Annotated in this window: 9 protein-coding genes; 7 read left to right on the top strand and 2 right to left on the bottom strand. The window is 42.8% G+C overall.

From position 1 onward, the window contains the following. Positions 1–102: 102 nt before the first annotated feature. Complete coding sequence (locus tag N7U62_RS17195) at positions 103–1,650, bottom strand: helix-turn-helix transcriptional regulator (protein ID WP_264139289.1); 1,548 nt, start codon at positions 1,648–1,650, stop codon at positions 103–105. A gap of 354 nt (positions 1,651–2,004) precedes the next feature. Between N7U62_RS17195 and clpB the strand changes: the two genes are divergently transcribed. Beyond that, entirely contained in the window at positions 2,005–4,620 is a 2,616-nt protein-coding gene (gene clpB, locus N7U62_RS17190; protein ID WP_264139288.1) for an ATP-dependent chaperone ClpB, read from the top strand. Between the two features lie 68 nt (positions 4,621–4,688). Here clpB and N7U62_RS17185 read toward each other — a convergent pair whose 3' ends face one another. Continuing rightward, entirely contained in the window at positions 4,689–5,780 is a 1,092-nt protein-coding gene (locus N7U62_RS17185; protein WP_264139287.1) for an MFS transporter, read from the bottom strand. Positions 5,781–5,897: 117 nt separating this feature from the next. Between N7U62_RS17185 and N7U62_RS17180 the strand changes: the two genes are divergently transcribed. From N7U62_RS17180 to N7U62_RS17155, 6 genes are all read left to right on the top strand, one after another. Next, positions 5,898–6,455, top strand: coding sequence for an RNA polymerase sigma factor (locus N7U62_RS17180; RefSeq protein ID WP_264139286.1), 558 nt, complete (start codon positions 5,898–5,900; stop codon positions 6,453–6,455). Next, on the top strand, positions 6,452–7,249 hold the full coding sequence (locus N7U62_RS17175) for an anti-sigma factor (RefSeq protein ID WP_264139285.1): 798 nt from the start codon (positions 6,452–6,454) through the stop codon (positions 7,247–7,249). Before N7U62_RS17180 ends, N7U62_RS17175 begins: the two co-directional genes overlap by 4 nt. 265 nt (positions 7,250–7,514) lie before the next feature. Further along, complete coding sequence (cmk, locus tag N7U62_RS17170; protein WP_264139284.1) at positions 7,515–8,207, top strand: (d)CMP kinase; 693 nt, start codon at positions 7,515–7,517, stop codon at positions 8,205–8,207. Between the two features lie 56 nt (positions 8,208–8,263). Continuing rightward, positions 8,264–8,596 (top strand): 7(1) septoil knot domain-containing protein, encoded by a 333-nt coding sequence (locus N7U62_RS17165; RefSeq protein ID WP_264139283.1) that lies wholly within the window; start codon positions 8,264–8,266, stop codon positions 8,594–8,596. Then, entirely contained in the window at positions 8,593–9,426 is an 834-nt protein-coding gene (gene prmA, locus N7U62_RS17160) for a 50S ribosomal protein L11 methyltransferase (protein WP_264139282.1), read from the top strand. Before N7U62_RS17165 ends, prmA begins: the two co-directional genes overlap by 4 nt. Positions 9,427–9,488: 62 nt before the next feature. Beyond that, positions 9,489–14,504, top strand: a complete 5,016-nt coding sequence (locus tag N7U62_RS17155; protein ID WP_264139281.1) for a hypothetical protein — start codon at positions 9,489–9,491, stop codon at positions 14,502–14,504. Positions 14,505–14,515 lie beyond the last annotated feature (11 nt).

Here is a 14,515-nt window from a genome sequence, read left to right as displayed (position 1 = left end):
ATTAGTGATTTTTGGTTTTACATCTCAATTTTGAGACTCCAAAAAACTCATGATTCCGTGATATTTTTCTCACCCACCCCGGGTAGTTCTTTCAAAAGGGCCCTAATTAATGTTTGAAAGCACCTCTCTCGCTTCTAGTCTGGTAGATACTCCGAGTTTGTTGTAGATGTTTTTAAGATGGTATTTAACTGTATTGACACTGAGGTGTACCTCCTCTGCTATCTCTGAATTGGTCTTATTGGTGATAGCCACTTGCAGCACCTGAATTTCTCTTTCAGTAAGTGTGTTGGGTAGTTCGCTTTCCAGTTTTTTTGAATCAAGTGTTACCTCCTCCAATTTGATATTGGACATGATATTTCCGATTCTAAGACGCAAGCCATCGATTTCTTCATGAAGGAGTGATTGTTGAAGCTGGTGAGAGGTATGTCTCTGTCGAAGAACGACTACTAAGAAAATGCAGATGATCCCAGCTAGTACCGATATCACCAGGAGTCCTGTGGTTTGCTGAGTCTGCTTGTCGATGATCAGCTTGTTTTCTCTGTTTTCTGCGCCGAGCCTTTCTATTTCCCATTCTCGCTGTTCCTTTCTGAAGAGCTGTTCCATTTCTGTGGTACGCTCCGCTATTTTTTGATCAAGAAACACTTCCTTGTTTTTAAGTAACTGCTGCTGTTCGGCGAAAGCTCTTTTCCATTGACCAGTGGCTTCATAATATTGCGAGCTGATTTCGTAGTACGTAATCGCTAAGTCAACATTCTTGTCGATGGCGGTTCTCAATTCTGTCAGCTTATCAAGGTAAAGTTTGGCATTTGGATAGTCTTTGGTAGATAAATAGTAAGTGGCATTTCCAAAATAAACATAGACATCTAAAGCGGTAGGAGAATTTTTAGTCATGGCAGCTTCCGCTTTTTTATAGTAATAGAAGGAGCTGTCGAGCAGGTCTTTTTCGGCAAAATTCTGACCAAGGACTACAAAAATCTGGGAGGATAAATCTGCATTGTTCAATTCTGCTGCGATTGGCAATGATTTTTTTGCAGTTAAGATCGCACTGTCGAATTCCTCTAATAATTGATAGATCCCGGATAAATTGATCAGGGAGTTGAGTTGCTTACTCCTCATCTCATTGGCCTCATAGATCTCCAATGATTGATGAAGCACCTCCTTGGCCATATCATATCTTTTGGTTCTTCGATAGATGAGAGCCTGATTATTCAAGACCATGGCTAGGTAAACGTGCTGTTCCAATTGCTTATACAGCAGTGTTGCCTGTTCGTATTTATCCAACGCTTCATCCAGATTGCCAATAATCAGGTATACAGATCCCAGATTTAAAAGTGCTCTTGCTCTACCTGTGATATCATTGTTTTCTTGTGCGTATGACTCAGATTTCTTAAAATAATGGATGGCACTGTCAAATTGGTTCTGGAAGTCAAAGGCCAGCCCTATGGCATTCAAACCTCTTGCAATCAATGCGGGATTATTCAATTGCTTTGCTAGTTCATTGCCTTGATCAGCATGGTGCATAGCCGAATCAAAATTGTATTCTGCCCATTGCCGGTTGATTTCGAAATGATAGAGTGCTCTTAGGCTATCATTCTGTTCTGTAGAGAGTTCTAGATGCAGGGAGTCCAAAATCGCTTTGTTTTGGGCCATAGAACTAAAGGTGAGAAAAATAAGGATACAATAAACAGGGAAGCGCATTGAGATTGGATTTTAACCTGATCAAATTTTTGCCAAATAATGATCTGGTAGGTGGTTAAAGCTTGGTTTGAGTTTTTTACAAATTTAAGATATCAAATTCAATCAACTAATGAAAAGGCAAATTGGAGGATTCTTATTCTTAAAAATTACTGTAACTGAAGTATACTGTCACCTTGACTTGCTTTTCTTGTTTCATCGTTCATTATCGGACAATGTGGCTGGATTATTATTATAAAATCAAATGGAATGAGAATTGATCAAGGAGATTTGAATCCCGTATAATCGGGTAACCCAAATAGTTAAGATATGAATTTCAATCAATATACAGTCAAATCACAGGAGGCCATCAACAAGGCCGGAGAGATCGTGATCGGTATGGGTCAGCAGGCCATCGAGCCCGCGCACATCCTGAAGGCGATTGTGGAAACAGACGAAAATGTCATTGGCTTCATTTTGAAGAAATTGGGGCTGGCCAAAGAGCAGCTTACCACGCGCATCGAGGATGCCGTGAATAGCTACGCCAAGGTCTCTGGCCAGCAACCGTACCTGTCCAATGAATCAGCCGCAGCTTTGCAAAAGGCTGAGTCGATTGCCAAAAAGCAAAAGGACGAGTTCATAGCCATCGAACACATCCTGATGGGCATACTCGCCGGAAAGGACAAAGCGGCTGGATTGCTGAAGGAAATAGGCTTTAATCAGAAAGATCTAGAGGCGGCCGTAAAAGAATTGAGAGGAGGAAACAACGTGAATAGTCAAAACGCAGAATCAAATTACCAGTCTTTGGAGCGCTACTCCAAAAATCTGAATCAGCTGGCCAAGGATGGCAAGATTGATCCGGTGATTGGTAGAGACGAGGAGATTCGTCGGGTGCTACAGATCCTGTCTCGTAGGACCAAAAATAACCCGATGCTGATCGGGGAGCCTGGTGTGGGTAAAACTGCCATCGTGGAAGGTATGGCGCAGCGTATTGTCGACGGAGATGTGCCAGAGAATTTGAAGTCAAAGACTTTGATCTCGCTGGACATGGGTATGCTGGTAGCAGGAGCCAAGTACAAAGGTGAATTCGAGGAGCGATTGAAGGCCGTGATCAAAGAGGTGCAAGACAGTGCCGGAGAGATCATTCTTTTCATCGATGAGATTCACACTCTGGTGGGTGCGGGTGCTGGAGAAGGCGCCATGGATGCGGCCAACTTGCTGAAGCCTGCTTTGGCGAGAGGCGAGCTACATGCAATCGGTGCTACGACACTGAAGGAATATCAGAAGTACATCGAGAAGGACAAGGCGCTAGAACGTCGATTCCAGACGGTGATTGTAGATGAGCCGGACGTGCAGGATGCGATTTCCATCCTACGGGGTATCAAGGACAAATATGAGGTGCACCACGGCGTGCGCATCAAAGACGATGCGGTAATCGCTGCGGCGGAGCTGTCCAGCCGATACATTTCGGATCGTCACTTGCCGGATAAGGCGATTGACCTGATGGACGAGGCAGCTGCCAAGCTGAGGATCGAGATTGACTCTATGCCAGAAGAGCTGGATGAGCTCAATCGTAAGATCATGCAGTTGGAGATAGAACGGGCGGCAATCAAAAGAGAGAAAAACAAGGATAGAGAAAAAGCGATCTCTCGTGAGATATCTGACTTGTCTGTGAGACGCGATGACCTGAAAGCCAAATGGCAAAATGAAAAAGCGGTCATTACAGGCATCCAGACAGAGAAGGAAAACATTGAACGCTTCAAAACTGAAGCAGAGCAGGCTGAGCGTGCGGGTGACTTTGGTAAGGTAGCGGAGATCCGATATGGTAAGATTCAGGAGGCAGAGAAAAAGCTGGAAGAGCTGAAAGTGAAGCTGACTGAGATGCAAGCCGAAAGCACACTCTTGAAAGAAGAAGTAGGAGCAGAAGACATTGCGGAGGTAGTAGCCAAATGGACCGGTATTCCCGTCCAGAAGATGCTCCAAAGCGATAGAGAAAAGTTGCTGCATTTAGAAGATGAGTTGAGTAAACGTGTGGCTGGCCAGGAAGAAGCTATTGAGAGCATCTCTGATGCGGTGCGCAGAAGTCGTGCAGGATTGCACGATCCGCAACGTCCGATTGGATCTTTCATCTTTCTGGGTACTACCGGAGTAGGTAAAACGGAGCTGGCGAAAGCTTTGGCCGATTACCTATTCAATGACGAGAATGCCATGGTGCGTATCGATATGTCGGAGTACCAGGAACGTCATGCGGTGAGCCGCTTGATCGGAGCACCTCCCGGATATGTGGGCTATGATGAGGGCGGTCAATTGACCGAGGCAGTGAGGAGAAAGCCCTATTCTGTGGTGCTGCTCGACGAGATCGAGAAGGCGCACCCGGATGCTTTCAACGTACTGCTCCAAGTGCTGGACGATGGGCGATTGACGGATAACAAAGGTCGTGTGGCAAACTTCAAAAACACGATCATCATCATGACAACCAACATCGGTTCGCATTTGATTCAGGAGAATTTTGCGCAGATGGACTTTGACAATGAGGACGAAATCATAGACAAGACCAAGCGTGAAGTATTTGAGTTGATGAAGCAGTCGGTGCGACCTGAGTTCCTCAATCGAGTGGACGAGACGATCATGTTCCGACCACTGGACAAAGCGAACATCAGAAAGATCGTCGATATCCAGTTCAGACAGATCAAGAAACGTCTGGCTGAGAATGGGGTGAAGATTGAAGCTTCTGCACAGGTGCTGGACAAGCTGGGTCAGCTGGGTTACGATCCGCAGTTTGGTGCCAGACCGCTCAAGCGTGTGATCCAAAAGCAGATCCTCAACGAGTTGTCCAAGCAGATTCTTGCAGGCAAGATTGATAACGAGGCGGTCATAGGAGTCACGCTCAATGATCAGAATAATATCGAGTTTATTAACCTCGATGAAGTCGAAATAGAAAAATAAGTCAAGTCGAAATATCCTAAGCCAGTTCGAGAGAGCTGGCTTTTATTTTTGTGTTGCTATACCATAAATCAATGAAGTGCTACTTCAAAAACACCTGTCAATAACTCTGAGGCTCCAATAAAAATCCCAATACCATAGGTGATATGCTTGGCAGATAAGTTGGCAATGGCAAATGGAATCCCTACCAAATTGATCAAACCAAAACCTCCAGCGACTACTACACCCGCAATAAGAGTGAAGTAAAGATTAGAGGTTATAACCATACTCACACTACCTACTGCTAGTAGCAAAAAGCTAATGATAATAACCTTCTTCAGGTTCATGGTTGCCACCTTGCTACTCATACTAAAAGCGAATATGGCTGCAAAGGCCAAAAGACCAAGCGAGAAATACCCTGCAATATTTTCATGATCTGGAAAGGTAAAACCAATGTACTCTGGAAAATACTCCACCAAAACGGCCTTTCCAGCTCCCAAAAATATACCAACACCAATAATGGCTACATAGGTCGAAAAGGTGACGGGTTTGTTAGGGCTAGCCACGGATTCTCTTTTAAAATCTTCAACATTCGATGATGAAATTTTGTGAAACAAATAGCCACTTCCTGAAATCAATAAACCACCGACAACAAAAGTAAGGGTGTCTCCAAAGAATCGAACCAATGAAACCACCACAGGCTCCAGTGCATAAATCAACTCTGTCACCAAAAAAAGGAATCCCACTACAATTGGAAGCTTTTTAGCGGGGGCGAAAGCTTCAATCATAGAGTAAGCTGGGCTGATAAATAAGTTCATGGAGATCAACCAGAGCAATATCATGTAGGGTAAAAATGTCTTGAGCTGACTCGCTGGTCCAGCCCCGATGATGGATGCCACGATCATAAAAATCATAGCCGTAGCACCTATACCAACTGTGAAAATGACAAAAGATTTTCCTTTTGTTCTCAAAAAATAATCTGCAGTCAAACCTGCAATAGGGGGGATAATAACTAAAACAATGGCTTTGGAAATGACCAGAAATGAGGAAAGGTCGGTAAAGCTAAAATTCTCTAGTAATACAGGCTGATATTCGTGGTAGGCAATCCAACTAATGACAAGCGCCACGTTGAGTGCCGCTAAGCTTAAGATTTCAGGCCATTTTACTTTGTTTGAAGTTTCCATAAGTTATTAATTTTTTCTCTCACAACAACTTACGAGATAATGTAGTAACATGGATTTCTAAACTTGTGATTTATTTAAAATTTATATCTTTGACCGCACTTGAATCTATAATTCTAATTGTCCAAGCCAAATAAAGATTTCATCGCAGAAGAGCAGCTCATAGCCTTGCTGAAAAGCAAAGACAGTAAAGGTATCTCCTATCTTTACGACAAATATTCGGCGGCTCTTTATGGTACGGCATACCGAATCGTCCAAAATCAATCTTTTGCCGAGGAGGTCATGCAAGATGCCTTGATGAATATATGGAACAAAATAGATTCATATGACCCAAAAAAAGCACGGTTATTTACCTGGATGTTGAATATCGTCAGAAATAAGGCGATTGATAAAGTACGATCTGCAGAAGTTAGAAGAGAAAATAAATCCGATTCTATCAATGATGTCGTATCTATTCTCGACAAGGCCGGAGAGTACGAGCAGAATACGGACGCCATAGGGCTTCAGGAGATTGTCAACACCCTAAACGAGGACCAAAAATTTGTTTTAGAGATGATCTATTACAAAGGATATACCCATGCTGAATTGTCAAAAGAATTTGAGATTCCGCTAGGTACAGTCAAGACCAGGCTGAGGAGTGCGATTAATTTATTAAGGGATAGAATGAACGTCAATTGAAATCGAAAAGCAACATATCGCAAGGAGATCTAGAGCTATATGCTCTGGGGATGCTTTCTGAGGAAGAAAGGATGGCTATAGAGCAGGCCCTTTCTGATCCAGAGATAAAAGCGGAGCTAGATGCCATCGAAGAGGGTCTGGAAGCATTTGCTTTTGCTAATCAAATGGCGCCTCCCGCCGATTTGAAAGACAAATTTATGTCTCAATTGGAGGAGGAAGAAGAAAAACCGGTGATCCCTCTTCAACCCAAGGTAGAGAAAGCTAATTCCAACAGATATTGGCTGGCTGCCGCGGTTTCATTGGCGGTTATCTCCAGTGCACTTGCGCTTTTGTTTTTCAACAAATGGCAATCCACCGAAAATCAACTGGCCATTGCCATGCAGGAAAATTCTGTATTGGCTGAAAACAGTCAGTTTACCAATCAAAAGCTATCCGCGGCTGAAAACTCTTTGGCACTCATGTCTAATCCAGAGTTCGAAATGATTCAGCTCAAGGGGGTAGAAGGTTCGCCAGAATTACTATCTACGGTTCTCTGGAATCCTGACACAAAAGAAACATTCCTCAACATCGGGAACCTAAAATCCCTGGACGAAAACCTACAGTACCAGCTTTGGAGCATTCAGGATGGACAACCAGTGGATGCGGGTGTTTTTGATCTGGATAGCTCCGACTACCTGATCAAAATGAAAAATAATGAAGTGCCCCAAGCTTTTGCTATCACGATTGAACCAAGAGGAGGCAGCGAAGTGCCAACGCTGGATCAAATGGTCGTCATCGGAACCATCCAATCTTAATCTGACGAACCCTATAATTTTTCGTCGACCAAAAGTTTCAGAATTTCTATATTTGTTCGACGCTTAAACCAAAGAAAATTGAAATATAGCAGACGTATTTTTTCGTTGATCTTATTGCTGGGGCTCATCAGTTTTGGCTCCTGCAAGTCTTTCCAGTACCCCAAGGAAAGGAAGGCGCGCAAAATAAAAAAAGGCAAACCTATTCCTTGTCCAGTCAAAGACTGTTAAATTATAGTTGAATTTATTTCACTAAAAATCCCGACAAATGAAAAAAATTATAATCGCCATTGATGGATATTCAGCCTGTGGCAAAAGTTCCACGGCCAAAGCTGTAGCTTCTAAACTCAATTATCGCTATGTCGACACGGGTGCCATGTATCGTGCTGTGACTCTTTATTTTTTAGAAAACTACGTGGACCAAACCAACCCAAAGGCGGTAGCTAAGGCCCTTTCCAATATTGAAATCACTTTTCATCACAACGAAAAAACAGGTAAAAGTGACACTTACCTGAACGGACTCAATGTAGAGGATAAAATCCGTGAAATGGAGATTTCGCAAAATGTAAGCGAGGTGAGTGCCATCAAAGCGGTAAGAGAAGCCATGGTCGAGCAACAGCAGAAAATGGGCAAGTCCAAGGCATTGGTGATGGATGGAAGAGACATTGGTTCAGTTGTATTTCCAAATGCTGAACTCAAAGTCTTCATGACTGCTGACTTTGATGTGAGGGCAGAAAGAAGACAAAAAGAACTTTTTGATAAGGATCAGTTGGTAGATCTGGAGGAGGTAAAAGAAAACCTCAAGAAAAGAGATAAAATAGATACAACCAGAGAGGAGAGTCCTTTGATCCGACCTGAGGATAGTGAAGAAGTAGATACCACCCATATGTTTTTCGAAGAGCAAGTCGATCAGATCGTGCGACTAGCTGGCACGAAAATGCTAAAAGCAGAGGCGGTCTAAGATTTTTATCCTCTTCTGATCAAGGACAACTATCTTCGCCAAAAGAATCATTAGATATGATCAACATTTTTTGCTTTATTCTATTGCTTTTGCCCTTCGCTGAGGATTCGCAACATGACCCTTGCGATATCTATGGTAAAGTGTACTATGAAACCCGCGATCCTAATCGTGCGCATTTTCGGGTATATATAGAGGATTCCGAATCCTTTGCTGACGTGATTGTGTACGAGGAACAAAATCAGCTCTATGCCGATCGTCCGGGTCACTGGGCTACTGTAGACAAACCAGGGTTTGCCGATGTATTTATCTACATCGAAAAGAATAGAAACATGGCTGATTTCAGCATTTATTATACCGAAACAGAATCCTTTGCGGGATGTAATCGATGACATTTATTCAACTTACCATCAACTGCGCACCTGAGTATCAAGAGATATTTCTAGCAGAACTTGCCGAAATTGGTTTTGACACTTTCGAAGAAAAAGAAGAAGAACTGGAAGCCTATATTGCTAGTGAGCTCTTTCAAGAAACTGCTGTAAGAGAGGTGGTTCAAAGATACAAGGAGCTGACTCAGGCCAAATATTCCTATCAGGAAATAGAAAAGGAAAACTGGAATGAAGAGTGGGAAAAAAATTATCATCCCATAGAGGTGGAAGGTAAATGCCGAGTAAGAGCGACTTTTCATGAGGCTAAACCGGAATTCAAATACGAGATAGTCATCATCCCTAAAATGTCTTTTGGTACAGGTCATCATGCCACAACCTACAATATGCTGTCCCTCGAAATGGAAAACGATTTTCAGGGTAAATCAGTATTGGATGTAGGCACTGGGACCGGTGTATTGGCCATCATGGCACATAAGCTGGGCGCAACACATATTGAAGCAACAGATGTAGATGACTGGTGCATAGAAAACAGTACGGAGAATTTTGGGCTGAATGACATGGTAGATGTGCCTACACATCAAGGTGTCATTGACGAGATCAAACTGAATCAAGGTCAATACAACGTGGTTCTGGCCAATATCAATAAAAATGTCCTGTTAGTTGAAATCCCAAGTTACGCTAAGCTGCTCCCCGCCGGAGGCGAATTGTATTTGAGTGGGTTTTATGAATCCGATATCCATGATATCACCGAAAAGGCAAAAGAGCACAATCTTTCACTAGACAAATCAGTTATTAAGGACAATTGGGCTGCACTAAAATTGACCAAATACTAATATTCGTTTAGAATATCGTAGCACCTTACTTATCTTTAGCAGTTCATACAGAAACGTTTTGAATGTTCAAAAACAGGTGTTTATTTCTCGTTCTGCTATGTACCCTAGGCACGCATCTGGCGGCAGCCCAATACTTTGGCTTTGCCCCACAGCCAGATAGCTTTGCTGTAGATGTGGTACGAAATCTCCGCGCACTCCAAAGTGAACAGACGGACAAAATTGCCTATGATTTTCAGAACATCTGGGACAGCAAAATCACTGATGATCAAAAAACCTCGCTGATTGCCATCTGTACCAAAATGGATGATCGTCGCTTATCAACTAGGCCATACTATACCTTGTTTTTTAGTTTGATTACTCATGCTCACGAGCAAGAAGGTCTGACCAATGATCAGTTTTCTGAAGTACTCAACATCTGCCATCATGCAGTTGACCTTTACGAGAAAAATGAGATCATTACTCTCTACAAAAACATGGCTTACTTTTTCGCAGAGGGCACGCTATATCACTCTCATTACAACAAGCTTAAAAGTAAAGGAGGCACATTTACCATTGCTCTAAAAGAAGAAGCTGCAGCACCCAGCAATCCACTGACCGAAGAGGTCGTGGAAGAAGATGAGCCTGAAGAAGAATTTATTGTCGAAGATGAACCACTCCCAAATGTGGATGAAGCTGCAAATGACAGTTGGGCATCTGATGATTGGGGAAGTGACGACAGCTGGGATACAGCGGACGATTGGGGTGCGGATGATGGCTGGGGAAACGACAGCTGGGGCGGCAATGACGATTCGACCTGGGACAGTGTGGATGACGGTGGGTTTATTGAGGACGAACCAGAACAAAAAGAAACCTATGAAAGAAAGCTTTATGCTTTCGAAAAACCGGATCTAGTGGCGCTGGCTCAATCCAATGACATAGATCCGATTGTTGGAGGGCCAGTCATCGAAGTTACGGGCATGGAATTTAAAATCGCCACTCCCTATGACACACTCACCATCAAAAATGTAAAAGGTAGTTTTTTGATCAAGGATCAAAAATTCGTAGGAACCAGTGGTGAGATCGACTGGCCAGATGATCTTCAAGGTACCGATGGCGCTGTAGTTAAACTCAATGGCTTTTCTTTTGACACAAACAAGCCTGCCATCAAAACAGCAAGAGCTGAAATGACCTATCCTCAGATGTTTGACAATCCTGTGCCAGGTGTTTTTTACTTCAAAAGTGGAAAAAGAAGAAAAACGGATGAGAAAATGTATCCCGTATTTACTTCGAATAAAGCAGATATTGAGTTAAAGCTTCCTGGAGACAACATCAAGTATGTAGGAGGATTTGCCATGAAAGGAGCTCGTAAATATGGAAGATCTATCTCCAAGGATCTGTCCACCCTGACTGTGACTGCCCCGGAAGACCGTAGTTTTACAAGTAGATCCTATGAGTACGAATTTCAAGATTCATTGATCACCGCCAATCGGTCCTCCATTGTGCTATATCACCAATCTGATTCTATTTATCATCCGGCAGTGGGAGTCAATTATGATGCAGCCATTTCGAAATTGACCCTGCTAAAAGATCCAGGAGGATATAAACATACTTACTATTATTCGTCCTTCTTCAAAATGGAATTCCAAACGGACATGATTCAGTGGAACCTGGACTCTTCCTATCTGGACCTAAAGATTCTCAATGCTGCTAACCGTGTACCTGCTCTTTTCGAATCAGAGGATTACTTCAACGAAATACGATACAAAAAAATGACCGGTTTATTTGGTTTCCACCCCATCATGCTGGTCGTCCAATATTCGCGTAAGATCCAGGATTCGAAATTCAATGTTCTGGAGCTGGTAGATGCCTACCAAATCAAATTGGAATTGGCTGATGCAGCTGCAGTGTTTCTAGAGCAAAACCAATATATCACCTATGACAAGGAATCGGGTCAGATCACCGTACTCCGAAAGGCCTATCACTACCAAATGTCATACAATAAGTTGAAAGACTATGACAGCTTCTTGATCAGCTCAGTTTCGCCTTCCAAAGGATCGAATGCCACGCTACATTTTGATGAGGGAGTAATGGACGTAAGAGGCGTTCGCCGAGTCAACATCACTCCAGATACAGAGGTATACATCGAACCGGATAGCAGTCTTTTGTCTTTGACCAAAAACAAAGGGATGAAGTTCAACGGTATGGTCAATGCGGGTACCTATCGTTACCATGGTAAAGAAACCAGCTTTAACTATGATGCCTATCTGGTAGAGATGCCCCACATCGATTCGATCAATATTCAGGTTGATTTTCATGAAAAGAACAACTCGCAAAAAGAAGAGCTAAGTAACCACTTGGAATTGACCTCTGGTACGCTCTATATCAACCATCCAAAAAATAAGGCGGGATTAAGGAAGTACAGTCAATACCCCTACTTTGTATCCGACTCTGAGGCCATCGTATATTTCGACAAAAAGGACATTCTGAATGGGGCATACGACCGATCTATTTATTTCATTGTACCTCCATTCGAAATGGATAGTAGTAATCTAGGTGAAGTAAGCGCCATTGGTTTCGAAGGTGATTTCTATTCAGGAGGGTTCTTTCCGACCTTCAAGGAGACCCTTAGAATCATGCCCGATAAATCTCTGGGGTTTGAACACCAAATCCCCGAAGAAGGATACCAATTGTATCAGGGTGAAGGAAAGCTCTATGGATCCATCACTCTCAATTCGGGAGGTTTAAGAGCATCAGGCCGAATCGATTTTAGAACTACTACTGTCTATTCTGACGAATTCATTTTTTACATGGATTCTGTTTCTGCAGTAGGTCAAGATGGGCTCATTCGAGAAGGTCAGGTAGAAGAAGCCAGCTATCCTGAAGCTAAACTCACAAATTTTAAAATGCTATGGCGACCCAGAAAGGACAGTATGTATGTCGAAAATACGGCCGCTCCATTTGAGTTTTACAATGCCACAGCCACACTCGATGGTAAGGCCAACATTACCCTTAATGGGGTATATGGTTCGGGTGAAATGCTAACCAGAGGGTCGAAGACCGAATCTGAAGAATTTCAGTTTAGTCAATATGAATACTTCGGGCAGCATTCAGATTTCGAGATTTTAACAGATAATCCCGAAAAGCCTGCGATGGCTGGTAGTGATCTCGACGTTCATTTCGATTTGGTAAAAAACATTGCCAACGTGCACCCAGAGGTGCAAGGTGTAGCTGCGATCAGCTTTCCCTACGCGCAGATGAAAACTTCCATACCTGATGCTGTTTGGTATCTGGACTCTGCTAAAGTAGTCATGTCGAAACCTGACTATATCGATATCGATCACTCCTATTTTTACACTACCCGAGAAGAATTGGATTCACTTGCCTTTAGTGCTACAGAAGCTATCTATCATATGGATAGCTATGATCTCAACATCAAAGGGATTCCATTCATTAGAGTAGCAGATGCCGAGATCATTCCGGACAACAACGAAACAACCATCCTGGAAAATGCGGTTTTGCAACCCTTCAACAACGCCAAACTGAAAATCGATACACTCAATGGTTATCACAATCTCTTCGATGGGAACTTAACCGTGATCTCAAGAAATAAATTTACTGGTAGCGCTACTTACGAATTGGTAAACACCGCTAAGGACACCTTTGCCATTGAATTCGCGAGTTTCGACTTGAAGGAGCTGAAACGACCAGATGGAAAAATTAAAACCATGACAGTTTCAGGTGGTACCATTACTGATGGTGAAAACATCCGAATCTCCCCCGGTTTCTATTTCAAAGGTGATGTGACCATGTATGCAGATCAAAAATCTTTGGCCAAAAAGGGTTTTGTGAGTCTGGATATGGAAAGTCAGGGCCGATATGATTATTGGATCAGCTACGAAACGCCCGGAGACACAGCAGATGTCGAGCTGAAAATAGAGGACTCCAGAACAGAGCAAGGTGAAGATGTAACTGCGGGTCTATTAATAGATGAAACTACTTCGGATATCTATATGGCCATCGGAAGGCCCAGAAACAATTTGGAAGACGAATATTTCTTTCCGGCCAAAGGTATTCTGTCCTATGACCTGGATAAGAAAGAATTCAAAATTCAGCAAGCCAATAGAAGAAGCCTGAAAGGTTTTTCAGGTAAATCCTTCGTCTATAACGATCGAACAGGTCAGTTAAATTTTGATGGAAAACTAGATTTGATCAGAAATAGGGACAAATTCAATTTGACCACTTCGATAGTTGGGGAAGGTTTACCGGACTCCAGCACCTATGAAATGAATGCCATGATAGGAATTCATATGGATCTGCACAAGGAGTTGATTGCCACGATGACATCTGATATCCTGGATATGATTGAGCGTCTGGGGCCTCATGCTGCACACAACAACGATGAATCATTGATGATCAAGTTAGCCAATATAGTCGGAGATCAAGCAGCTCTCAATTATGAAGAAAAATTGCTCAACGACTATACACCACTGTATAGTGCCAGTCATAGTCTTTTGAAAACACTGCTGATTTCTGATATTGATCTCAAATGGTCTTCTGACTATCACGCTTGGTACAATACGTCTATGATTGGTTTGTCGAACATTCAAGATGTGGACCTCAATGCAGCGACTGAAGGTTTTATGGAAATCACTAAAGATGAGGAAGGGGAGGACGTAGTACAGCTTTTCTTCCAGTTTTCGCCATCTACCTGGTATTACTTCAGCTACAAAGGGGGTCGACTATTGCTATATTCCGCCAATGAGGAATTCAACAATCTAGTGGCTGAACACTCCACTGTGGCTAAGATAGGATTTGGCGAATACACGACCGTATTGGGAGATGAATTTGAGGTAACAGACTTTATAGATGGTTTCCGAAGAAAATATTATAACATAGACGATCAATACAATTTGTCCTTCCCTGATGGAGCACATCTGGAAGTACAGGAGGAAGAGAGCTATGAAACCATCGAAGACGAAACCGAGGACCTAAATACCTTCGAAGAAGAACACGCCGATACCTTTGATGAAATAATAGAAGAAGACACGCCTCCGAATGAGGAAGAAAAAGACGATGAGGAAGAAGATGACGGATTCTGATAAGAATCCGT

This window comes from Reichenbachiella ulvae, from assembly GCF_025833875.1.
Classification (GTDB): Bacteria; Bacteroidota; Bacteroidia; order Cytophagales; family Cyclobacteriaceae; genus Reichenbachiella; species Reichenbachiella ulvae.
The sequence above is the reverse complement of the archived record's forward strand: the minus strand, read 5'-3'. Positions and strand labels throughout refer to the sequence as shown.

Coding starts and splice junctions, on each gene's coding strand:
- N7U62_RS17155 (WP_264139281.1), top strand. CDS start 9,489: ATGTTCAAAAACAGGTGTTTATTTCTCGTTCTGCTATGTACCCTAGGC.
- cmk (WP_264139284.1), top strand. CDS start 7,515: ATGAAAAAAATTATAATCGCCATTGATGGATATTCAGCCTGTGGCAAA.
- N7U62_RS17195 (WP_264139289.1), bottom strand. CDS start 1,650: ATGGCCCAAAACAAAGCGATTTTGGACTCCCTGCATCTAGAACTCTCT.
- clpB (WP_264139288.1), top strand. CDS start 2,005: ATGAATTTCAATCAATATACAGTCAAATCACAGGAGGCCATCAACAAG.
- N7U62_RS17185 (WP_264139287.1), bottom strand. CDS start 5,780: ATGGAAACTTCAAACAAAGTAAAATGGCCTGAAATCTTAAGCTTAGCG.
- N7U62_RS17165 (WP_264139283.1), top strand. CDS start 8,264: ATGATCAACATTTTTTGCTTTATTCTATTGCTTTTGCCCTTCGCTGAG.
- prmA (WP_264139282.1), top strand. CDS start 8,593: ATGACATTTATTCAACTTACCATCAACTGCGCACCTGAGTATCAAGAG.